Raw genomic sequence first — 24,203 nt, 5'->3', positions numbered from 1 at the left:
GGTGTGTCCCGGGGTCAATCCTGTTATTTTTCGACATGCCCAACTCAATCAATTCGATACGAATTATTTATAAAACCCAATAAAACCCTTAGAAGAGAAGATAATGAACTGGATCAATCCAGGGCAATTAGTGGTTGCGATTTTATCACCTTGGCGTATAATAAAGCACAACTTGAACTTGAGATAAATACAATGAACCTAAAAGCGTTTACTTTTGGTGCGGAAGGTGTAGGTAAAACGGAGTTAATTAAAAAGCTTAGCAATCCTGATTACACCAATCAACCCGGCCAAAGATACAACCGCTCAATTGGGGCTGATTTTAGCATCATCCAAATTCCAGATAGAGAAGGAATAAAAAAGACTCCACTAAGCTTATGGGATATGTCCGGCAATCCAAAATTTAGAGGCATATCTTCATGTTTTTTCCCCAACTCAGACTTTGGCTTTGCTTGTGTCGATTTATCCAAACCCCTTGATCAACAAACAATTGATGAACTCAATGATGACCTTGCCCTGTTCCGGCAACTCAATCCTGATGCTTTATTAATATTGGTAGGAACTAAAAGCGATGCGGCTTTACCAAACGCTCTTGAGAACGCTCAACAACAATTTGCACCTATTCCCTTTTTAGCGGCTGTACCCACTTCGGCAAGGAATGCAGATGGCTCACAGGAATTATTGAATCTCATTACTTTAGAAGCGCGTAAATTGGTCCTGCTCAGACAAGAAGAAGAATTAAATAAAACGCAAGAATTACTCAACGAAATCGAACAAAGAAAGACTATTCTAAATGCTCGAAACCGATGCATTGAAGATTCTGAATTGTATCGTGCGCTGGATCAATTAAACGATAAAGCCCAGAATTTATCCCCAGAAATCATCAAAATACTGGGAATTGAAACACATAACCTGCTGGACACACTTGAAGATCGAACCATTTATGATAAAGAACCCTGCTTAAAATCATTCGTCGCAAAGTGTAACAAAGCGATTAAAGGAACACATTACGAACTTAAAAGTGCCCTATTAGCTCTGGCATACGCTGCGGCTGTTACGGTCATTGCTGCAGTGATCGGCTTTGGCATCGGTTTCGCGTTAGGTGCATGGACAGGCCCCGGTGCATTGTTCACCGGTTTAGCAGCAGGAAGTGCCAGTGCAGTATCTGTTGCAGTTGGTGCCTCAGTATCCGGGACAGGAACACTGATCTATGCGGCGCATCATTTTTTCAAGCCCACACCGTTATTGAATTCAATTAATCACGTTGCACAACATGCGAATGGCAAGGATATTCAACAGTTTAATAGCAGTATTCTATTCGATTAAGGTCTGTTCATGACGTCCAAAACTGACTAATGATAATACCACCGTAATTTAGGGGTTATTGGCAATTGCTCTATAACCCCCTTCGTGGTGCAGCTTTGATCGCAAACTCCAGAATAGCTGCGCAGATCCATTAGTTCCCGCCGTCACAGCCGCGCGAATTCGGTTGGGATGTGAGCAAGTGTTTCTCTTCGAATTTCCGCGGCTATGACCGCGGAACCCAAAGTGCAGTGCTGGACTGGTATTAAAAGAGGTGTCGACAATTCTAAGTCAAGGCACAGTATTTAGACGTATGCGAGTAATGAACCAAGTCAAAGTCCACAGACCCAAGCCCAAATGGTGCTTCCAGAGAAAGAAGGCATCCATTATGATTGATTTTCTGAATACAAAAGATTTGTTCCATGCTTCCATAGAATAAGGCAATCGAATACACTAGGTTCATTTTAAGCCCAAACAGGATAATATTAATGCGCACACAGTACTTGTTTAGTCCTTTATCAACACTGAAGACATACCTGATGCGCAATACAGAAGCGACTAATCCAAAACAGGTACTCGGCTTCTTTATCCTGGGTTTCTCATTAATGTATATCCTGATCCCTTCTATTGGATACCAATCAATATTACCAGACTCCGCACAAAACCTGAGTTGGGGAAACTCTTGGGCATGGAGCTATAATCGCCATCCGCCTCTTGGCACCTGGCTCATCAATTTTATGAGTCTTCTCTTCGTCAATAATGAAGTGGCGACTTTTAGTGCTAGTGTTTTATGTTTATCGACGAGTTTGCTGTTTATATTCCTATTAACAAAACGCTATTTAGGCTCTCAAGATGCTGTTGTCGCATGCATGATGTCCTCCTTTTGCCTGTATTATCAAGCTAATTTCGTTCTTCAATTTAATCAAAACACCATCATGCTCCCTTTTTGGATCATGATATGTTACTTTTTTGATCGCTGCATCCATACAAATCGAATACAGGACTGGATTTTTTTGGCGCTAGTCACAGCAGGATCAATTCTGGCTAAATATGAATCCCTGCTCATCATTTTTATTACGCTGATCTATCTGCTGAGGCATTTTGAATATAAATTTTTATTCAAATTAGTGATGGCTATGGGACTCACACTATTGATACTCATACCGCATCTAATATCTGTAGCCCAACATGGTTTTTTAACCCTGGAGTTTATTCATGGCAAAGTAAGTGAAGACCCAAGTCATTATACACTTCACCCTCATTTGTCCTATCCCATCAAAGCGTTACGTGAACAACTAGGGCACATAGCGCCGGCACTGGCAATACTGATTCTGTTAATTAAAACCAAACGAATACATCCCGCACGTAATGAAACCCCCAAGGAGAAATGGAACTTTTTAGTTTATCTGGGAATTGCTCCTGTATGTTTGGTTATTCTAATCTCATTTATTGTTGGTCTGAAAATACAGCCTGAATGGGGTTTTCCATTCTTTTCATTCACAGTGCCAGCAATAATGTCCTATTTTCAATTAAAAAGCAGAGCGGTGCTTCTAAAACCCCTGCTTTTTATGGCGTTATTAACACATTCAGGCAGTCTGGGAATTTATATGGCTGCCAACTATTTTTCCTCAAAATACACCCGAACCAATAACCCCAGTTATATGTTGGCCCAGGAAGCGCAACGCTATTGGAATCACTTTACCAATAAGCCCTTACGTTTTGTAGCTGGTGATGAGAATTACGATTATTACCTTGCTGCCTACCTACCCAACAGACCCATATTGCTTGAAGGTTATTCATTTAGACTCAGTCCATGGCTGGATAAACGGGAATTAAAAAAGCAAGGATTGATGATGGTTATAAAAGGATGTGACCCAATCAAAAATCATCAATTAAAATCACAGTTTTTGGCCCAGGATTTTAAGTGCGTTGAAATCCCCCTAAGCAATAAATATCAACAACAGTTTACAACAGTGACCTTAATGGTAGTACCTCCGTCCTATTCAAAGGATTGAATCATGATTCAATCCTCCAATGTCCTGTTAAATTGTTGTCATAAAACAGTGAATTGGAGGATATGCCCCCTCATTTTTCTAAACGAACATTCCTTGGGCATATTGCTATGCGCTCGATAACTCAATGAAAATAATTGATTTTTTTAATAAAAAGTCTTTGCTATTGAAAAAAAATAAGTTATAACACTCTTACCTGGTTCATGGATTGACGAGGTATTGATGTAAGGTCAGCCACTCCTTAAGGCAGTGCTGAATTAATTATTTTTTCATGGAGCGAGAAAATGAACAGTAAAGTGTTTTCACAACGCTTTAATCGCGAATTAGCTGCGCTGGGCTTTCCAGAAGAATTAACTGAAAAAACCAAAGCAGTTTCAAAAGTATTTGGAGTTACGCGCCATTTGGCAAACTCAATGATTTTTGGTCATGTACTTCCAAATAAAGAACAACTGGATAAAATCGCGGAAGTTCTGGAAGTATGCCCACAATGGCTAGGTGGAGCAACCGACCGGAAAAAAGCCTATCCAGGCCGTGAGACAGCAGATAGCGTGTAATAATTTTGAAATTATTGTATACTTAAGCTAATAATTGGCGTTTGCCTCAAATTGATTGTACTGCAAACGCCTTATCAATTTGTGGATCATCATAACCATGGAATGCTTAAGCTTTTGTGTTGCCAAATCGATTGACTTAGCGCGTTTAGACAGCCATTTTAAAAATTTATCGAATGAATACAACTCAACTAAAACTCGAGATGTGCTCAAACTGAATTCTCATACCCATAAAGATCACACTGTGTTTATTTTTAAGAACGGTACAGTCGTTTCATGGGGCATTAAACGATATGAAATCAATAACTATCTGAACACGATTAAACTCCTGATCGATAAGCCTGTGGCGATATTAGTCCATGATGAATTTCATTATCAAATCGCCAACAAAACCGCAATCGAACCTCATGATTTTTTTGATGTGGACTGTTTAACAATGGAAGATGACAGCGACGAGCTGAAGCTCAGTTTGTCCTATGGTTTTTCTCAATCAGTAAAATTGCAATATTTTGAAACAATCATTGAAGCGCTGATTGATAAATACAATCCAATGATTCAAAGTTTATCTCATAAAGGTGAAATGCCAATTAGCCGTAAACAAATCCAACAGGTCATTGGAGAAATTCTGGGGGCCAAGAGTGAGTTGAATCTAATCAGTAATTTTCTTTATCACCCCAAATACTTTTGGCAGCACCCCACTCTCGAAGAGCATTTCACCATGCTCGAGCGTTATTTGCATATCCAAAGAAGGGTTAATGCAATCAACCACCGACTGGATACGCTCAATGAGATTTTTGATATGTTCAATAATTATCTGGAAAACCGTCATGGGCATAACCTGGAAATCATTATTATTGTCTTAATCACAATAGAAATTGTCCTCGCTATATCCAATTTCCATTTCTAATTTGAACCGTTAAATCATCACTGCTTATTTAGGCAACGAAATAATTTCTATCAAGCTGTGCCAACAGCTTAATTCATAAAACCGCATCAGTTCAGTTGCAAATAACCCTCGTCTTTGTGTAGCATTATATTTTCCTACCAATCTATCTTCTGATGAACATTTTAAAATCCAATTTTTTGAATGGAACCACCCTTAGAACCGAGGTCCTGGCAGGAATGACAACCTTCCTTACCATGGTGTATATTGCCTTCGTTAATCCTGCAATTTTGCACGATGCGGGTATGGATCAGGGGGCTGTATTTACCGCGACCTGCTTGGTTACGGCTTTTGCCTGCGCCCTTACTGGATTGATTGCCAATACGCCCATTGGCGTTGCACCCGGTATGGCATTAAATATTTATTTTTCTTATAGCGTAGTCCAGGGGATGGGAATTGATTGGCAGCATGCGCTGGCTATGGTATTCATCTCAGGTCTATTGTTTCTGTTGGTCACCTTGACTGGCCTGCGTCGCCTGTTGATTGAAGCCATACCTTACAATTTACAAATTGCGATTTTAATTGGTATTAGTTTGTTAATTGCCTTAATTGCCTTGCAAACCAATCATATTGTTATTGATGATCCCCACAGTTTAATGCGTCTTGGAAATCTCAATCATTCTGAAATCGGCTTGTTTTTCTTAGGCTTTTTACTGATATTAGCTCTTGATTATTACCGCATACCTGGCGCGATTATTATCAGTATTCTCAGTATCGCGGCATTGAGTCTGATGCTTGGATTAACTTCCTGGCAGGGTTTGGTTGCCTTACCGCCCTCTATGGAGCCCACTTTTTTAAAGCTTGATTTTTCTGGTCTTACCAGTATAACCGCATTAAAGGCTATCTTTACCTTTTTCCTCATTGCCATATTTGATGCAACAGGCACTTTAATCGGACTACTCAATCCTACGGTATTCAAACAGGAACACAATTATCCCAAACGTTTAAGTTACAGTTTAACTGCAGATGCCGCCGCATCCTCTTTAGCAGGACTTTTGGGTTCAGCAAGCACCTCTCCCTATATAGAATCGGCTACAGGAATAGAAGCAGGTGGAAGAACCGGTATTACCGCATTGGTTATCGCAGCCGGATTTATCTTGATGCTCTTCTTTTTTCCTCTGGCCAAAATGATTCCCAGTTTCGCGGTTGGTCCAGCCTTATTGTATGTAGCATGTTGCATGATGAAACATTTAACCGATATGAAATTACCCGATATTAGTGAAACCGCACCATGCATGCTAACCATCATGATGATTCCCTTTACTGGCTCCATTGCAAATGGTATTGGAGGAGGAATTATCCTTTACAGTATGCTCAAACTGTTAACCCGACAAAAACAAAGTCCCTTGGTCATTATTTTAAGCCTGATTTTTGTGGTGTTTTTTGTCATCAGTTAATGGAGAGCTTCTTAACATGGCAGCTACTTAAAAATGAGAGCCCCTATCTGATTTTTTAAAAAGCACAGCAATCATAACTTCATGAACACAGAAGGGAAACAGTATGTTGGAACAAACATTAAGGCATCATTATCAACGATTGTTAGTTGATCCTTTAGTCCGCCGTTTAAATACGCGAATTACACCATTATCGATGACCTGGTTATCCGGCTTCTTTGGTTTATTATTTATTCCGTGCCTATTATTGAATAAACCATTTCTAGCTATTGCTTGCCTCCTGGTATCAGGGTATCTGGATACTCTTGATGGCTCACTAGCCCGCTATCAAGGCAAATCAACTGACTTTGGCTCTGCAATGGATATTCTCATTGACCGAACCGTTGAATTTGCAGTGATTTTAGCATTTTATTTAGTGAATCCTGTCCAAAACGCCCTTGCCTCTATTTTGATGTTAGGCAGTATCCTGCTGTGCATTACCAGCTTTCTGGTTGTGGGGATATTTACCAACAACACCACACATAAAAGTTTTCACTACAGCCCGGGTTTAATGGAGCGAGCAGAAGCATTCATTTTCTTTATTGTCATGACCTTATGCCCCGAATATTTTAATCCTTTAGCATGGCTGTTTTGTATTCTGGTTTGTATAACGGCATGGATACGCATGATGGAATTTAAAAAAAACAGCAGCCCTGCTTGTTGATTTGTACTAAACTTAATTCAATGATGTGACTTCACTCAGCAACATCAAGACAGGGAACCAACATGAAAGATCCCTTTATTCGTTCAGTTATTATCTGCCTCCTGCTACTCACAGCATCCATAGGCTTTGCCAAAACCGAACAGGCAATTTTTGCTGGTGGATGTTTCTGGTGCATGGAAGCTGATTTTGATCATCTTCCCGGGGTCATCTCAACAACCTCTGGTTATGATGGTGATACCATTAAAAACCCAACCTACGAACAGGTATCCACCGGAGGGACTAACTACGCAGAATCAGTTCTGGTAGAATTCGACACCAATAAACTCAGCTACAAGCAACTCGTTGACTATTTTTTCAGACACATCGACCCAACAAACCAAAATGGGCAATTCTGTGATCAGGGACATCAATACCGTAGCGCTGTTTTCTATTTAAATGAAGAACAAAAAACAATGGCTGAAGCAATCAAAAAATCATTATTGCCTTCATTTCCCAATATCTATACTGAAATAACTCCTTCGACACATTTTTATCCCGCGGAGGAATACCATCAAAATTATTATCAAAAAAACCCGATTCGCTATAAATATTATCGATACCGTTGCGGCAGGGATGCTCGAGTAGAAGAGGTATGGTCTCATGAATCCAATTAAATACGTTTTAGTAGCCTTCTTATGTTTCATCAGTTTTCTGACTCAAGCTAATCCCGCATTTGATAAGGAACAAAAACTGAAGCAACTAACTCCTTTGCAATATGAAGTGACCCAGGAAGGCGCAACTGAGCCACCATTCAAAAATGCGTATTGGGATAATGAAGCTGAAGGAATCTACGTCGATATTGTTTCAGGAGAACCCTTATTTAGCTCTACTGATAAATTTTCCTCAGGAACTGGCTGGCCAAGTTTTACCAAACCCATCGACCTGCAATTTATTTCCTTGCATACCGGCAGACATTACCTATTTTTTACACGCACTGAAGTCAAATCAAAAATTGGCGATTCACACTTGGGGGATCTTTTTAACGACGGCCCTCAACCCACAGGGCTTCGATACTGCATTAATTCGGCTTCTTTAGAATTTATCCCCAAAGATCAAATGGCGCAAAGGGGTTATGGTGCTTATCTCAAACTTTTTTCTAAAAAATAAGCAATTCTGGGTAAAACGCGCTAATCTTAGCAATAATAAATATTAATAATAAACACCACTATGATTACCAACTTAAACCAACTTAATCAGCATCAACTCAAGGAACTTGAAGGGTTAATGGCCATTTGTAAAAAATCAGATGGAAGCATACCCAATACCTATATTCATATCTTGAGCCAGGTTCGTACATTGCCAGCCAGCTCGCTTTATTATGAAAAAGAAGAGTTAATCGGATTTTTAAGTGCTTATTTCTTTTATGAAGATGCTGTTGAAATCGCACTCATGGTAAAGCCTTCAGAACGCAAACGAGGAATAGCAAGGCAACTCATAGAATCCATAATACCCATTATTGAATACCATGAATTTCAGCGATTGATTTTCTCAAGTCCTTCACATCTTAATGATCCATGGTTACTTGAAAAGGGATTTACTTACCTTCATAGTGAATATTACATGGAGCGGGAAGAGTTAAACCCCTTACTTGATACGAATAAATCGTTGACTTTTCGTAAAGCCGACATGAATGATATTCCTGTTTTATCAGCCATTGATAAAGCCTGCTTTCCCAAACATTACGTCGAATCGGTTGAGCGATTCCAGCATATAATTGAAGGAAGGGAATACCAAATCATCATTGCTATAAAAAATAACAAACCCATTGGGAAGGCCCATATTCGTTGGCAAGAAAATGGAGCCACTCTTTCCGATATCGCCATATTACCCGCCTATCAAGGTAAAGGTCTAGGAACCTCTTTAATTACTTATTGCATCAATCAAGCATTAATCGAAGGTAAACCTCTCCTTAATCTGGATGTTGAAACACATAATCTTAAAGCACTTAACTTGTATTCAAGATTGGGTTTTCTTATCCAAAATGCCTGTGACTACTGGGAAATAAATTTAAAGCAATTACAAAAACTATGATTCGGCAGTATGTTCATAATGTTCAGATGATTGGCACTACAGAACGTGGCAGCTTTAGATTAACGAACCTACCCGACCTCGTTCATAAACGCTGCTTCACGTCCGCTGAAACTAATATTAATTAGAGCTTGACATTATTTAAACCTCACCTTTAGTATTGCTGATAGCCGCCTAAAGGAAGGCATCATAGATTGAATAAAAAGGACCATTAATGAAAAAAAGGGTTGTGATCACTGGCATGGAAATTACTTCCTCCATAGGAACTGGAATTAATAAATTTTGGAATGCCGCAATCCAGGGTCTATGTGGGATCAAACGAATACAAGCCTATGATCCGTCCCCTTATACCACTCAAATTGCTGGGGAAATAACGGATTTATCACTGGATAATTTTCCAGAATTTAATAAAAGCAAACGCTATCCCAAAGCAGCTCAATATGCCTTGTATTGTGCACATCATGCAATTGAACAGGCAGGGCTGACGGCAGAAGATCTTGCGTCTGCAGGAACGTACATCGGTACAAGCCTTGGTGGTCACCCTGAGTTGGAAGTAGGCTATAAAGCATTTTATACTGAAAGCTGGAAAAAAATCCCACCTTTGAGTGTGATTCGAGGAATGCCAAACTCTGTTGCAAATCACGTAGCCATTGCTTTTGGTATCGGCGGACCCAACTCCACCATATCCAATGCCTGTGTTTCTTCCGGAGAAGCCATAGGCACTGCTTATCAACAAATTTCCCAGGGAAACATTTCTACCGCGTTATGTGGTGGAACAGAGTCTCTAATTTGGGAATCAGTAATGGCCGGCTGGTGTAAACTGCGCGTCATGTCAACGAACAATGAAAACCCCTCTCAAGCCAGTCGTCCCTTCGATTTGAATCGAGATGGAATGGTCATGGCCGATGGTGCCGGCATACTGATTCTGGAAGAGCTTCAGCAAGCTAAAGCAAGAGGAGCAAAAATTCTCGGTGAAATCATTGGTTTTGGTGCCAGCTGCGATGCGTTTCACGTCACAGCACCTAATTCTCAAGGTCAATCACGTGCAATCACTGCCGCATTAAATGATGCCAAATTATCGATAAATGACATTCATTACATCAATGCTCATGGCACCGGAACTCAGTTAAATGACAGTACAGAAACGGAGACCATAAAATCTGTTTTTGGAGCAAAGGCGTATGAAATCCCCATCACAGCTCAAAAAGCCATGACAGGGCATACAATAGGTGCCGCTGGCGCCATGGAAATTATAGCCACAACCTTGTGCCTGCAGAACGACATCCTGTTACCCACCATCAATTTAAACACTCCTGATCCTGCCTGCGATCTGGACTACGTACCGAATGTCTCTCGTCCCAAAGCGATTGAAATTGCTTTATCGAATCATTTTGCTTTTGGTGGTGCAAACGCAGCATTAGTACTGCGCAAATACAGAGGCTGACCATCACCAGTGTTCTTTCCCTCATTGAAAGAACACTAGGTAAACAAATAACTTAAGCTAAACAATAATTCATTGGTATAAAGATGGGATAATCGCGGTCCTTTGGTAATCGTATTGCCATCACCACCCAAATAACTTTTACCCCAATCGCCCCATTCATATCCAACGGCAACCTGCCAGTTAGGATTAAGCATTAATTGCACCCCTGCGCCCAATGTATAGGAAAAGGCGATGGTTGTGTTATCAGCAAACCAGGGCGATGGGTATAAATAAGGGCTGACTGATAGTGAGTTGTATCCATGTGAATTATTAAATCCAGCTCCAAAACTGCCGCTAATATAAGGCTGTACAGGTTGAACCAAATTTCCGATGAGCCTGCCCTTCATCTCAACCCGAACGTGATTGACTTTATACTGAAATGAATAAAAATCAGGAACCCCGTCAACATTGACTGTACCGGTAACTTTGGCATCACTGGCGCCAGCCACACCCAATCCCAATTCCCCCAGGATATTGGGTCGAACCATACGCTGCAATCCAAAGAAAATTTCTGCGTTCCCCATCACACCGGTCTTCGAATTATAGGCATAGTAATCAAAACGCGGAATCGGTTCAGGATACAGATATTGATTTTGTCCCGGAGAAGCCCAGGAAGCACCGCCGCTTAAGGTAATTATCGACGACCAAAGTACAGGTATTTCCTCTTGATAAACCAATTCTGCGGCAGAAACACTCATTGAAAAAGCAGCCCCTAACCCAGCGATCATTATTCTTTTTAACATATCCCATCCTTTTGATTTCACATGAGTCTGACCAATAAACTCAGCAAATGAACCATTGAATTAACTGCTCATTATCTTTTTTTATACCTTATTTAAGCTATTTTTTCTATTGAAATATTAGGGGCTGTTGACAATTTCGATATAAATGTTCCCCTGCCTGTTCCTAAACGAACCTCACTTTTTATAGGTCATCCTCGCGAAAGCGAATTAACAACCCACATCTGCATAGGACAAAACAATGAAACCGTACTGATTTATATTCGTATTCGCTCGAAAATGGAGAATAAGGGGTATATAATCGATCTATTTTGCAGAATAAAAAGGTTAATGAATGAATACCTCACTGTGTGATATAGCAAATCTGGTTCAAGGAATTGTGATAGGTGATGACTCAATTTTAATATCCTCATTATCCCCCATAGATAATATTACTCCCGGTTCATTAGTTTTTGCCGAAGGTGAAGGCAATATTGAATTGGCAGAACAATCTGAAGCAGCCGCCATATTAGTGGGTCAATCAACAATAAAATCCAACAAACCCTTGATACAGGTTCAACATCCTTTCAAGGCCTTTATTAAATTACTCAATCATTTTAATCCTCCTAAAAAAGCAACTGCAGGGATTCATCCAACTGCGGTTATAGGTGAAGGTGTTCAACTGGGTGAAGGCGTGTCTATCGGTCCTTACGTCGTGATTGAATCGGGAAGCACAATAGGGAACAACTGCATCCTTAAAAGTCACATACACATTGGCCATGACGTCGTAATGGGGGATAACACCACCATACATGCTCATGTAACGGTATACGATAATACTCAGATAGGGTCAGGGGTAACGATTCACGCATCAACTGTTATTGGTTCAGATGGATTTGGCTATACCTTTGTCGACGGACAACATCTTAAAGTACCTCATTTAGGTCAGGTAATTATTGAAAACGATGTCGAAATTGGTGCCAATACCGCTGTCGACAGAGCCACAATGGGGGCAACCGTTATTGGCCAGGGAACTAAAATTGACAATCTGGTTCAAGTTGCACACTCGGTTAAACTAGGCAAAAACAATATTTTATGTGGCTTTACCGGGATTGCCGGAAGCACGACAACAGGTAATAACGTGATTTTTGCCGCGAATGTCGGTGTCAGTGATCATGTCCGTATTGACGATGGTGTTATTCTTGGTGCTCGCACAGGAGTCCCACCCAATAAACATTTAAAAGAGGGAACCATCTATTTGGGCAATCCCGCTCGTCCTAAAGATTTGGCAATAAAACACGAACTGTCGGTCAATCGTATCCCGTTGATGCGCAAAAATATAAAAACATTGACCGAACAGGTTGCATCACTAAATAAGCGTTTAGCCACACAAGAGGCGGAATAAATATGAAAGCCCCGTTAATACTGGTTGATGGATCATCTTATTTTTTTCGTGCATTTCATGCCCTCCCCCCCTTAACCAATTCAAAAGGGCAACCCACTGGAGCAGTCTACGGGGTTGCCAACATGATAAAAAAACTGATAAAGGACTACCAACCTGAAGAACTGGCTGTGGTTTTTGATGCAAAAGGGAAAACATTTCGAGATGAGTGGTATCCTGAATATAAAGCGCACAGACCGCCCATGCCTGTAGAACTCAGTTCTCAATTCCAACCCTTAATCCAGCTTTTGCAGGCTATGGGCCTGCCCTTGCTCATAATCGATGGTGTTGAAGCAGATGATGTTATTGGCACATTAGCCCGTCAGGCAACAGAACTTGGTTTACCGGTGGTCATATCGACTGGAGACAAGGATATGGCTCAATTAGTCAACCAGCATGTTTCCTTGATCAATACCATGAGCAATTACAGTATGGATGAAGCAGGGGTTCGAGAAAAATTTGGCGTAGCACCGGAGCAAATCATTGATTACCTGACGCTAGTTGGTGATTCGGTTGATAACGTGCCCGGAGTGACCAAGTGCGGCCCTAAAACCGCAGTCAAATGGTTGGATGAATACAAAACTCTGGATAACCTGATTCAACATGCAGATGACATTGGCGGTAAAATTGGCGAACATCTACGCGCCTGCATCCCTCAACTGGCTTTATCCAAAAAACTGGTCACCATAAAAACAGATCTGGATCTTCCTTTAACCCTGAATGATTTAAAACCAAAGCCAGCAGACAAAGAACAATTAATCAACCTGACTCGTGAATTGGAATTCAAGAACTGGCTTAAAGAATTATTAGGTCAGGAAGAAAATCAACACGTTCAAACGGATGAATCAACTACGTCCTATCAATCCTATGAACTCATTACAACCAATCAACAATTAAACCACTGGTTAAATCAATTGGAGCAAAGTTCCATTTTTTCTGTTGATACTGAAACGACCAGCCTTGACTTCATGGAAGCAGAAATTGTTGGTATCTCAATGGCCATTGAGGAAGGCAAAGGGATGTACATCCCTTTAATACATACAGATGGCAGTCCTCAACTGAATCGGGAAGAAGTTTTAACCGCTTTAAAACCCATACTGGAACATCCTGATATAAAAAAAATTGGCCAGAATATAAAGTACGATTATGAAGTGTTTAAGAACCATGGCATAACCTTAAAAGGAATAGCCTACGACACCATGTTAGAGTCCTATGTACTCAACAGCAGCGCTGGACGTCATGACATGGACACATTAGCCTTAAAATATTTAGGCGTTAAAACCATCAGTTTTGAGGAAATTGCCGGAAAAGGCGCGAAACAACTCAGATTTGACCAGATACCTGTAGCCAAGGCAGGGATCTATGCCGCAGAAGACGCCGACATCACCTTACAGCTTCACCATAAATTATATCCTATGATGGATGAACCATTGCGCGAAGTATTTCAGACTATTGAAATGCCCTTACTCACCGTGCTTGCTGATATGGAACGTTATGGTGTATTAATCGACCCAAGAACCCTGAACGATCATGGCAAACGATTGAAAGCGCGCATTGGAGAGTTGGAAAACGAAGCGCTTCAATTGGCTGGAAGACCATTCAATCTTAATTCCCCAAAGCAATTACAGGAGATTTTATTCGATGAACTGAAATTACCGGTTCTATCAAAAACACCGACTGGTCAACCGTCCACAGCGGAATCTGTTTTACAGGAACTGGCTTATGACTTCAGACTTGCCGCGGTCATATTGGAGTATCGCAGCTTAAGCAAATTAGTTTCGACCTATATAGATGCCTTGCCCAAAAAAATAAATCCCAAAACTCATCGAGTTCATACTTCATACAATCAGGCAGTAGCGGCAACTGGACGCTTGTCCTCAAGCGAACCCAATTTGCAAAATATACCAGTACGAAGTGAAGAAGGCAGATTAATTCGAACGGCATTTATTGCCCCTCCCGGCTGTGTCATTCTTGCTGCTGATTATTCTCAAATTGAATTAAGGATTATGGCGCACCTGTCTCAAGATACCAATTTACTGAAGGCTTTTGCCAATGGATGGGACATACATGCCGCCACAGCCAGTGAGATTTTTCAAACCCCTCTCGATCAGGTCACATCGGAACAAAGAAGAAAATCCAAAGCGGTTAATTTTGGTTTAATTTACGGTATGTCGGCTTTTGGTCTGGCCAAACAACTGGGCGTAGAACGTCAGGACGCCCAACATTACATTGATACCTATTTTAAAAGATATCCCGGTGTACTCGACTATATGGAACGTACTCGAAAGCAAGCTCATCAACTGGGTTATGTGGAAACGTTATTTGGAAGAAGGCTGTACTTGCCTGAAATTAATGCCCGAAATATGATGCGTCAAAAGGCTGCAGAGCGCATGGCAATCAATGCTCCCATGCAAGGTACAGCCGCAGACATCATAAAAAAAACCATGCTTGCCGTAGCAAAGTGGCAAAATTCGCAAATCAATCCTCCAGCCCGCATGATCATGCAGGTACATGATGAACTGGTTTTCGAAGTACGTCATGAAGAAGTCGAGTCATGTACTAAAAAAATCCATGATCTCATGGAACATACAGTTGAGCTGTCTGTTCCCTTACTGGTTTCTATTGGAACAGGCGCAAATTGGGATGATGCTCATTAACAGGTTGTGCAAAAGACGAAATGACCAGGCTTTCCGGTTAGGATAGCCATGCCAATGGGTAACTGCCAGTCTTTTGGAATGCCCCTGGCAACAAGACAAAACAGCCAGCCAGGAATAAAGACATTCCTGACTGGCGGTTATTAAGAGAGGCGATTGCGCTTGAGCGCTTGATCCTGGTCTGCATCCTGTTCTTCGCAATCTTCATCAGGACGATCGCGCTTCGCTCTGTCGTCGCTCACAGGCACTGAGGAAGAAGCGGTTCCACTGGTTGCAGCGAAGAAACCGGAGGTCGATGCCGTTGCGGTGGCTGATGTTTTTTGAGATTCGAGAAGCCGTGGAAAATCGACAAGTGACCACAGTCGAGTGACATGATAGGCGGCACTTTCTTTAAGCGCAATACGATCTTTCAGATACGCCACATGGACTGGCTTCCATTCCATTTTATATTTTTCAAACAGTTTCTCTATAAACGCATTGAACTCGTGCTCAGAAATGTCCAGTCCACGAAGAATTTCGCTCTGCTGCTTATTTAATGCGTGCATATCGACCAGCACTTGCTTTATATCACCAAGTTGTTTCAGGTTATCAGGGGTGATTCGGGAAGCAAAATGCCCTCGTACGAACTCACGAAGTTCTTCATCAAGAAGTTCTGTTCCAAGTGCACGCAACAAAGGATGGCCAATAATCGATTGAAAAAGACGACGCAGGCAGCCTGAATAACAGCTTGGCTTATCGCCTTCCAGATCATCGTAATACTCCATAACCTCTCTACCATCAAGGCGTTTTGCAGGACGTATTTTATCCCAGTTATGGGCGCGATTGATGAGGGCAAGCATAGCGATAAAATGTTTGATCCGCCCTTTAAGAGTATGCCCCTGGGTAGGCTCCGCCTTTTCGTCGGTTGCCGCAGCCCAAAGAAGTACAATGTCTTTGCTGTATCCCTCAAATGGCGCATAACCCAATCCCGCCTCCGGTTTCCCCTCAGCAAAGGACGCATTAACCGCCATCCATGGGTTGGGTTTCAGTATCCAGCGCAGCGCAGTATGCACATCATGTGCGTAATAAGCCCTCAATGCACTGGCGTGCGCTTCCCCGCTGAGGCCAAGCCGCTGAAACGCATCCCAGGTCAGGGGCAGGGCTAAGTCCTTTTCATGGAGAGTGATGCGAGCCGGTTTGGCTTCATAACGTTTGCGTAGATAATCACGCAGCTCTTCCATTAAATGGTCTGTGCTGAGGAAAGCCGTATGCGCATAATGCTCTTTAAGACGAGAAAAGCGAAGTTGCTCTAACGGTGATAAAGCACGTAAGGACGATTCCCTATCCTCTACTATGGCTCGGATGTCCGCATCACCGGTAACGTCATCGGCATAATAATTGTGGGCTTGCGCCAGTTCATACACCTGCGGTATTGCCATGAGCAGCTGAATCGCCCCCTGGTTTTGGTGACGAATCGCTGTACGCAGAAGTGCATTTTCCTCATTGAGAAGCACCGTATGTGCCTGGGCACGTACACTGGGGATATGCAGTAAAAAGCGCAAAAGCTGTTGCGATGAGGGATTGTTATGTCGAGTAAATCCTATTGCCGCACGCAGAGCAAAAGCGGTGTTCGCCTCATTCAACGTAAAGACTGAGTCTGGATTACTCTCGGTAAAGGCTCTTGCTTCAGCTCGCCATACCTCACAGCGCTCGTACAAAAATACCGGCAATACATCACCACACTCCGCCTGGTGCAAAAGAGCCCAATCCATGAATGTCGGGTAGTGCAGAAGATGCCACAGTGTATCGGGATGTTTTTTGGCGCATCGGGTGAGGCGAAATTCACTAAAAGACTCGGTGTTGAATACCACCTGAAAATCATCAATTCCGCAAAGGCATCGGAGTACAGTATTCAAAAACGCTGGAGTCATCGAGCGTTCCAGGCGTCGTAAAATTGATGTATTGCCACCTGCCGCAGCATCAATGTAGATATCGGCGATAACCCGGTCAGGAATCTGGGGAGAGCCCAGTTGCTTTAATCGTCTCTCCACATAAGGCGCAACGTCGGGATGTCGCATTGCCAGTACATACAATCGATAATTATTAGACACAATCGCAGCACAAATTTGTTCAGGAGGCATGTAGGACTCAAGGTAAGGCAAGACATCAACCCGCCAGTTATCAAGAGCCTTTCTGTATGCTTCATAATCATTCGACTGCAGTGCCGCCGCCATGAAATCCGAAGGCATTAGTGCAAACATATGCTGAAGAGTTTCGGTATGACCATTGGAGGCAATTTCTTTGAATAAACGATAATTATTCTTTTGAAGCATCCACTTCATTTCATCAAGTGATATGAAGCCCTCAAGGAGATCCTGGATTTCCAGGTTATTGCCTCGAAGAGCATATTCCCATTCCTCAAGACGGGTATTCCGGATCACCTGATTTATTTCTTCAGGGGTCATAAACCTTTTAATGTACTCGCTGATTTCATTATTTCTTAATAAAACAGTTCGGGCCGATGCATAACCATGGGATTGAATTTTATTCCTAATTTCTTCATGCGATAGAAAGTGTTCTTCAAAGTACTTCACAATATCAATAAAGCCACGATATATGGCATAGTTGTACTTTTCGTAGTTATTTTGTCGAAGCACTTGCTGAATTTCTGCTTTATCCAGATATTGCTCTATGTGCCTGAGGTTCGAAAGGCAACCAGAACCTATCGCATAATGATAAACGTTATAATCTCGCGCCCTTAACTTCTGCTTAATTTCATCAATACTCATATAAGTTTCGAGGTACTCTGTAATAGCGAGATTTGAACTACTCAAGACCTCTTGGTATGCTGACCAGGAGTCTGCACTTACAATACTGTAGATTTGCTCCTTGGACAGACGAGACTCCAAGTGTTTGAGTATATTGAGATTGTCCGTCAGGGCATAGGGGTTAAAATCACTGTATTGACAGGCCTCGAATACTTGTTCAGACGTCATCCTGGATTCGAGGTGCTGCACCATCTCCATATGACCGTTTCTGATGGCCTGAATATACGGCGTGCAGCCATCACCTTCATAGTTAGACATTGAGCGTGCTTCAGCTATTTGTTCCTCAGTCATACAACGTTCCAGATACAGCAGGAACGCCATATCACCCTGTTCTGCAGCCTTGCCATAGATATCGTAATCTTTGACACTCAGTGCTTCTCTCCAGATAAAGTCTTCTAATCCTGTTTGCAACTGCTCGAGGGTCGGAACATCGCCTCTTTCGGCCGCAGCTCGCACCACCTCATATTGATTTGCTCGTAATGCGGCAGGCTTGCGTCCGGAGAGTATTCGTGGCTCCAGGTACTGCATGGTAGCGACATGGCCGTTTATAGCAGCTTGGCGGTATGCCAGATAGTAACCGGCGACAACTGCAGCAGTTCGTTGTTTTTCCGTCATGTGCGACTCAAGATACTGCAGAATCTCAACACATCCCTGTGCGGCAGCCTCTTGATAGGCCTCAAATTGATTTTCCCGAATCGCAGTATTGATGTCTTCTGGACTCATTCGGCGTTCCAGGTACCGCAAGGTATCCGCATGTCCATTGGCAGCCGCCTTTCTGTACGCCTCAAATCGGTTGGTCTGAACCATGGCCATGATGTGCTCTTCCGTCATCCATCGTTCAGCATATTCCAGGATAGCGGTATGACCATTTGCCGCGGCCTTTAGCAGAGCGCCAAAGTCATCAGCTGCAAGCGCTGCGTTCCTGTACTCCGGTAACATCAGGGTATCCAGATGTATTATTATCTCAGTATGCCCGTTTGATAACGCCTCTCTGAATGCCCGAGAATTCTGAGCCAGTACAGCCGCACATCGGTTAACAGGATTGGGGTTATTTTCAAGATAGTGCACAAAAGCCATTTGGCCATTTGCTGCGGCTTGGATGTACACAGCAAAATCATCGGCTTCAATCGCATTCCACCACTGCGCAGGTGTTAAGTGCTGTGCCGGCAATTGCATGAACGATAGAGTACCGTATTGTGCAGCAGTAACGCATCCACTAATCCAAAAGCGTTGCAGGGCTTTAGGAGCCATTTTGACATCAGGGTGCGTGATATAACGCTCCAGAAGATCGATACGTCCCATAACCAACAGCGCCTTGAGCACATCATGCAAATGGTTCCTATTAACCTTCAAGAGCACAGATAACAATTCTTCAGAAGAAGCCTCCTGATGCCCCAAGAACATGCACAACAAAGCTTTATAAGGTTTGGACCAACAATTCACACGCCGCAAAAAGGTGTCGAAATCCAAATCCATGAACGCGAGTTCCTGAGCAACCGCTTGATAATCAAATTCATGTTTCCATATCGTCCAGGGAATACGACGAGCTATAGGGTGGGCGGCGTGTTGCGATGGGGTTTTTAAAGAGTTCATACTGGCTCAACTAACCTCTTTGAGGTGAAAAATTGAACATTATAGGTTAATTTAGGCCATTTGACAATGATGAATCACGAACACCCAACAGCGTGCTGAAAAAATGCAAAAAGCTCAAAACCCCAGCCAGCCAGGAATAAAGGCATTCCTGGCTGGCTTTTATTAAGAGAGACGAGAGCGCTTAAGCGCTTGATCCTGGTCTGCATCCTGTTCTTCGCAATCTTCATCAGGACGATCGCGCTTCGCTCTGTCGTCGCTCACAGGCACTGAGGAAGAAGCAGTTCCACTGGTTGCAGCGAAGAAACCGGAGGTCGATGCCGTTGCAGTAACTGGTGGTTTTTGAGATTCGAGAAGCCGTGGAAAATCGACAAGTGACCACAGTCGAGTGACATGATAGGCGGCACTTTCTTTAAGCGCAATACGATCTTTCAGATACGCCACATGACCTGGCTTCCATTCCATTTTATATTTTTCAGACAGTTTCTCTATAAACGCATTGAATTCCTGCTCAGCAATGTTCAGTCCACGAAGAAGTTCTCTCTGCTGCTCATTTAATGCGTGCATATCGACCAGCACCTGCTTTATATCACCAAGTTGCTTCAGGTTATCAGGGGTGATTCGGGAAGCAAAATGCTCTCGTGCGAACTCATGAAGTTCTTCATCAAGAAGTTCTGTTCCAAGTGCACGCAACAGAGGATGGCCAATAATCGATTGAAAAAGACGACGCGGGCACCCTGAAAAACAACTTGGCTTATCGCCTTCCAGATCATCGTAATACTCCATAACCTCTCTACCATCAAGGCGTTTTGCAGGGCGTATTTTATCCCAGTTATGGGCGCGATTGATGAGAGCAAGCATAGCGATAAAATGATTGATCCGCCCTTTAAGAGTATGTCCCTGGGTAGGCTCCGCCTTTTCGTCGGTTGCCGCAGCCCAAAGAAGTACAATCTCTTTGCTGTATCCCTCAAATGGTGCATAACCCAATCCCTCCTGCGGTTCTCCCTCAGCAAAAGATGCATTAGCCGCCATCCATGGGTTGGGTTTCAGTATCCAGCGCAGCGCAGTATGCACATCATGTGCATAATAAGCCCTCAATGCACTGGCGCGCGCTTCCTTGCTGAGGCCAAGCCGCTGAAACGCATCCCAGGTCAGGGGCAGGGCTAAGCCCTTTTCATGGAGAGTGATGCGAGCCGGTTTGGCTTCATAACGTTTGCGTAGATAGTCACGCAGCTCTTCCATTAAATGGTCTGTGCTGAGGAAAGCCGTATGCGCATAATGCTCTTTAAGACGAGAAAAGCGAAGTTGCTCTAACGGTGATAAAGCACGTAAGGACGATTCCCTATCCTCTACTATGGCTCGGATGTCCACATCACTGGTAACGTCATCGGCATAATAATTATGGGCTTGCGCCAGATCATGCACCTGCGGTATTGCCATGAGCAGTTGAATCGCCCCCTGGTTTTGGTGACGAATTGCTGTGCGCAGGAGTGCGTTTTCCTCATTGAGAAGCATCGTATGTGCCTGGGCACGTACGCTGGGGATACGCAGTAAAAAGCGCAAAAGCTGTTGCGATGCAGGACTGTTATGTCGAGTAAGTGCTATCGCCGCACGCAGGGCAAAAGCGGTGTTCGCCTCATCCAGCGTAAAGACTGAGTCTGGATTACTTTTGGCAAAGGCTACTGCTTCAGCATGCCATGATTCACAACGCTCGTACAAAAATACCGACAATACATCACCACACTCCGCCTGATGCAAGAGCGCCCAATCCATAAATATCGGGTGGTTCAGAAGATGCCACAGTGTATCAGGATGTTTTTGAGCGCATTGAGTGAGACGAAAATTATCAGCCGGGCAGTCCTTGAACACCACCTGAAAATCGTCAATTCCACAAAGACATCGGAGTACAGTGTTCAAAAACTCTGGTGTCATCGAGCGTTCCAGGTGCCGCAGAATGGAGGTTCTCCCATTTGCCGCAGCATCAACGTATATGTTGGCGATAATTCGATCAGGAATTTCGGGATGTCGCCACTTCTTTAATTGTCGTTCCACATAGTACGCGCTTTCGGGAGCCCCCATTACGCAAGAATAAGTAAGATAATAATCGGCGAAAATCGCTGTATAGATTTGCCTTCGGGGCATGTAATACTCAAGGTAAGGCAAGACGTCAATCTTCCACATTTTAAGAGCATTTCTGTATGCTGCATAATTATCGGCCTGAAGCGCCGCCTCCAGGAAACCAGAAGGCATTATTTCAAACAAATGCTGGAATAAGTCGATATTGCCTTTTGTGACAGCATCAATCACTATTCTATAATTATCGTTTTGAAGTATCTGTTTCATGTCGTCAAGAGACATGAACCCTTCAAGAAATGCCAGGATTTCAAAATGCTCCCGGCATATGGCCGTGCCCCATTCCTGAAATTGTTCTCGCTGGAACACATTCCTTATTTCTTCATGGCTCATAAAACCACTTAAGTACTCAGCGACTTCAATATCACCTCTTGATACAACGTTTCGAAACACACCATAATCATATTTCGGTAGTACCTGTCTAATTTCTTCACGGGTTATAAAGCCTTCAGACTCAAAGTATTTCAATATTTGAATAGTACCGTGAGATATGGCAAGAGCATAATTGTGGCAATTCTGATTTCGAAGAACTGTCTGAATTTCTGCTTTAAAAAGATGCTTTTCTATGTGCTTAAGGTTCGAAAGACAGCCAGACCGCATCACTTCTTCATATAATTTGTACTTCGATGCCCTTAAAATCATTTTAATTTCTGCATCAGTCATGTAGGTTTCAAGATGCTCAACGATGGCAGTATTATTGCCACACAGCGCCTTGCGGTATGCTAACCACGAACCTGCACTTATGAATAAACGTGTTGCTTCCTTGAGTATATTGGATTCGAGATGTTTGATTATATGAAGGTGACCGCAAGAGATCGCAAGGTAATATGGATTAAAAGTACTGTTTTTTAAGGCTTCGAGTACTTGTTGAGGTGTCATTAATGACTCAAGGTGCTGCACCATCTCTATATGACCGTTTCTAATGGCCCGAATATAAGGCGTGCAACCCAAACCTTCGGGGTTAAACATTGAAATCGCTATGCTTCTTTGTGCCGCGCCCATACAACCTTCCAAGTACTGCAAGGTAACCATATCACCCTGTTCTGCAGCCATGCCGTAGATTTCATAACCGTTGGCACTCAGTGCTTCTTTCCAGATGCTGTCTTCTAATCCTGTTTGCAACTGCTCGAGGGTCGAAACATCCCCTCTTTTGACTGCAGCTCGCACCACCTTATATTGATTTGCTCGTAATGCGGCATGTTTTCGTCCATAGGGCATTCGTGGCTCCAGGTACTGCATGGTAGCGACATGGCCGTTTATAGCAGCTTGGCGGTATGCCTGATAATAACCGGCGACAACTGCAGCGATTCCTTGTTTTTTCGTCATGTGCGACTCAAGATACTGCAGTATGTCAACACATCCCTTTGCGGCGGCCTCTCGATAGGCCTCAAAGTGATTTTCCCGAATCGCGGTATTGATGTCTTCTGAACTCATTCGGCGTTCCAGGTACCGCAAGGTATCCGCATGTCCATTGGCAGCCGCCTTTCGGTATGCCTCAAATCGGTTGGTCTGAACCATGGCCATGATGCGCTCTTCCGTCATCCATCGTTCAGCATATTCCAGGGTAGCGGTATGACCGTTTGCCGCGGCCTTTAACAGAGCGCCAAAGCCATCCGCTGTAAGCACTATGTTCCTGAATGCCGGAGACATCAGGGAATCCAGGTGTATTACTATCTCAGTATGACCGTTTGATAACGCCTCTCTGAATGCCCGAGAATTCTGAACCAGTACAGCCACACATCGGTTAACAGGATAGGGGTAATTTTCAAGATAGTGAAAAAAAGCCATTTGGCCATTTGCTGCGGCTTCAATATACACAGCGAAATCATTGGCTGCAATCATCCTCTGCCACTGTTCGGGTGTTACGCGCTGTGCCAAAAATTGCATGAAAGACAGATTGCCATATTTTGCAGAAATAATGCATCCACGAGTCCAAAAGCGTTGCAGGGTTTTGGGAGCGATTTTGACATCAGGGTGCGTGATATAACGCTCAAAAAGGTCTGTTCGTCCCGTAACCAGCAGCGCCTTGAATAAAACATACAAATGCTTCTTATCAATATTCAAAAGCGTGGGTAGCAATTCTGCAGGAGAAGCCTCCTGGTGCCCCAAGAGCATGCACAACAAGGTTTTATAAGGTTGGTACCAACGATTCACACGCTGCAAAAAGGTGTCGAAATCCAAATCCATGGAACCAAGTTCCCGAGCATCCGCTTGATAATCAAATTCATGTTTCCATATCGTCCAGGGAATACGACGAGCTATGGGGTGGGCGGCGTGTTGCAGCGGGTTTTTTAAAGATATCATACTGACTTAATTAACCTTTTTGTAGGTAAAAATTTGAGCATTATAGGTTGATATAAGCCATTTGACAATTGGAAAGGGGGAGGCTCCCACTGCTGTCCGATTA

At 43.0% G+C, this 24,203-nt stretch carries 15 protein-coding genes; 12 read left to right on the top strand and 3 right to left on the bottom strand.

The features are described from left to right. Positions 1–3: 3 nt before the first annotated feature. The 10 genes from ELY21_RS01185 (at position 4) to ELY21_RS01140 (ending at position 10,413) form a co-directional block, all read left to right on the top strand. Entirely contained in the window at positions 4–1,323 is a 1,320-nt protein-coding gene (locus ELY21_RS01185) for a hypothetical protein (protein WP_127106101.1), read from the top strand. 464 nt (positions 1,324–1,787) lie between these two features. Then, positions 1,788–3,314: a glycosyltransferase family 39 protein gene (locus tag ELY21_RS01180; protein ID WP_127106099.1), complete on the top strand. Its 1,527-nt coding sequence runs from the start codon at positions 1,788–1,790 to the stop codon at positions 3,312–3,314. A gap of 281 nt (positions 3,315–3,595) precedes the next feature. After that, the gene (locus tag ELY21_RS01175) at positions 3,596–3,865 is read left to right on the top strand and encodes a hypothetical protein (RefSeq protein ID WP_028385467.1); all 270 of its coding nucleotides are present in this window, start codon (positions 3,596–3,598) and stop codon (positions 3,863–3,865) included. Between the two features lie 97 nt (positions 3,866–3,962). Next, positions 3,963–4,769, top strand: a complete 807-nt coding sequence (locus ELY21_RS01170; RefSeq protein ID WP_127106097.1) for an RMD1 family protein — start codon at positions 3,963–3,965, stop codon at positions 4,767–4,769. Positions 4,770–4,921: 152 nt separating this feature from the next. Then, positions 4,922–6,202 carry an NCS2 family permease gene (locus tag ELY21_RS01165; protein WP_127106095.1) on the top strand — a complete coding sequence of 427 codons (1,281 nt, stop codon included), beginning with the start codon at positions 4,922–4,924 and terminating at the stop codon, positions 6,200–6,202. 103 nt (positions 6,203–6,305) lie between these two features. Further along, positions 6,306–6,902, top strand: coding sequence for a CDP-alcohol phosphatidyltransferase family protein (locus tag ELY21_RS01160; RefSeq protein ID WP_127106093.1), 597 nt, complete (start codon positions 6,306–6,308; stop codon positions 6,900–6,902). Positions 6,903–6,964: 62 nt separating this feature from the next. Further along, positions 6,965–7,555 (top strand): peptide-methionine (S)-S-oxide reductase MsrA, encoded by a 591-nt coding sequence (gene msrA / locus ELY21_RS01155; RefSeq protein WP_127106091.1) that lies wholly within the window; start codon positions 6,965–6,967, stop codon positions 7,553–7,555. Next, positions 7,542–8,048: a peptide-methionine (R)-S-oxide reductase MsrB gene (msrB, locus tag ELY21_RS01150; protein WP_127106089.1), complete on the top strand. Its 507-nt coding sequence runs from the start codon at positions 7,542–7,544 to the stop codon at positions 8,046–8,048. The genes msrA and msrB overlap by 14 nt, the downstream gene beginning before the upstream one ends. Before the next feature lie 60 nt (positions 8,049–8,108). Further along, positions 8,109–8,972 (top strand): GNAT family N-acetyltransferase, encoded by an 864-nt coding sequence (locus tag ELY21_RS01145; RefSeq protein ID WP_127106087.1) that lies wholly within the window; start codon positions 8,109–8,111, stop codon positions 8,970–8,972. A 211-nt stretch (positions 8,973–9,183) separates the two neighbouring features. Beyond that, entirely contained in the window at positions 9,184–10,413 is a 1,230-nt protein-coding gene (locus tag ELY21_RS01140; protein ID WP_028385474.1) for a beta-ketoacyl synthase, read from the top strand. Between the two features lie 35 nt (positions 10,414–10,448). On the opposite strand, the gene ELY21_RS01135 is transcribed toward ELY21_RS01140, so the two are convergent. Then, positions 10,449–11,195: an outer membrane protein gene (locus ELY21_RS01135; RefSeq protein WP_127106085.1), complete on the bottom strand. Its 747-nt coding sequence runs from the start codon at positions 11,193–11,195 to the stop codon at positions 10,449–10,451. A gap of 331 nt (positions 11,196–11,526) precedes the next feature. On the opposite strand from ELY21_RS01135, the gene lpxD reads away from it, so the two are divergent. Then, positions 11,527–12,576, top strand: a complete 1,050-nt coding sequence (gene lpxD / locus ELY21_RS01130; RefSeq protein ID WP_127106083.1) for a UDP-3-O-(3-hydroxymyristoyl)glucosamine N-acyltransferase — start codon at positions 11,527–11,529, stop codon at positions 12,574–12,576. Positions 12,577–12,578: 2 nt separating this feature from the next. Further along, a complete protein-coding gene (polA, locus tag ELY21_RS01125) occupies positions 12,579–15,269 on the top strand; it encodes a DNA polymerase I (RefSeq protein WP_127106081.1) in 2,691 nt (896 codons plus the stop codon). Positions 15,270–15,409: 140 nt separating this feature from the next. On the opposite strand, the gene ELY21_RS01120 is transcribed toward polA, so the two are convergent. Then, positions 15,410–19,666: a sel1 repeat family protein gene (locus ELY21_RS01120; protein ID WP_127106079.1), complete on the bottom strand. Its 4,257-nt coding sequence runs from the start codon at positions 19,664–19,666 to the stop codon at positions 15,410–15,412. 162 nt (positions 19,667–19,828) lie between these two features. Then, positions 19,829–24,100: an ankyrin repeat domain-containing protein gene (locus ELY21_RS01115; protein WP_127106077.1), complete on the bottom strand. Its 4,272-nt coding sequence runs from the start codon at positions 24,098–24,100 to the stop codon at positions 19,829–19,831. Between the last annotated feature and the right edge of the window lie 103 nt (positions 24,101–24,203).

Origin of the sequence: Legionella sp. km535, from assembly GCF_003990085.1 — a bacterium.
Classification (GTDB): Bacteria; Pseudomonadota; Gammaproteobacteria; order Legionellales; family Legionellaceae; genus Legionella; species Legionella moravica.
This window is presented reverse-complemented; position numbering and strand designations above follow the sequence as displayed.

Excerpts from the sequence above, each read along its gene's own strand:
- ELY21_RS01120 (WP_127106079.1), bottom strand. The coding sequence starts at position 19,666 with ATGAACTCTTTAAAAACCCCATCGCAACACGCCGCCCACCCTATAGCT.
- ELY21_RS01170 (WP_127106097.1), top strand. The coding sequence starts at position 3,963 with ATGGAATGCTTAAGCTTTTGTGTTGCCAAATCGATTGACTTAGCGCGT.
- ELY21_RS01135 (WP_127106085.1), bottom strand. The coding sequence starts at position 11,195 with ATGTTAAAAAGAATAATGATCGCTGGGTTAGGGGCTGCTTTTTCAATG.
- ELY21_RS01180 (WP_127106099.1), top strand. The coding sequence starts at position 1,788 with ATGCGCACACAGTACTTGTTTAGTCCTTTATCAACACTGAAGACATAC.
- ELY21_RS01160 (WP_127106093.1), top strand. The coding sequence starts at position 6,306 with ATGTTGGAACAAACATTAAGGCATCATTATCAACGATTGTTAGTTGAT.
- lpxD (WP_127106083.1), top strand. The coding sequence starts at position 11,527 with ATGAATACCTCACTGTGTGATATAGCAAATCTGGTTCAAGGAATTGTG.
- ELY21_RS01175 (WP_028385467.1), top strand. The coding sequence starts at position 3,596 with ATGAACAGTAAAGTGTTTTCACAACGCTTTAATCGCGAATTAGCTGCG.
- polA (WP_127106081.1), top strand. The coding sequence starts at position 12,579 with ATGAAAGCCCCGTTAATACTGGTTGATGGATCATCTTATTTTTTTCGT.
- ELY21_RS01115 (WP_127106077.1), bottom strand. The coding sequence starts at position 24,100 with ATGATATCTTTAAAAAACCCGCTGCAACACGCCGCCCACCCCATAGCT.
- ELY21_RS01145 (WP_127106087.1), top strand. The coding sequence starts at position 8,109 with ATGATTACCAACTTAAACCAACTTAATCAGCATCAACTCAAGGAACTT.
- msrA (WP_127106091.1), top strand. The coding sequence starts at position 6,965 with ATGAAAGATCCCTTTATTCGTTCAGTTATTATCTGCCTCCTGCTACTC.
- ELY21_RS01140 (WP_028385474.1), top strand. The coding sequence starts at position 9,184 with ATGAAAAAAAGGGTTGTGATCACTGGCATGGAAATTACTTCCTCCATA.
- ELY21_RS01165 (WP_127106095.1), top strand. The coding sequence starts at position 4,922 with ATGAACATTTTAAAATCCAATTTTTTGAATGGAACCACCCTTAGAACC.
- msrB (WP_127106089.1), top strand. The coding sequence starts at position 7,542 with ATGAATCCAATTAAATACGTTTTAGTAGCCTTCTTATGTTTCATCAGT.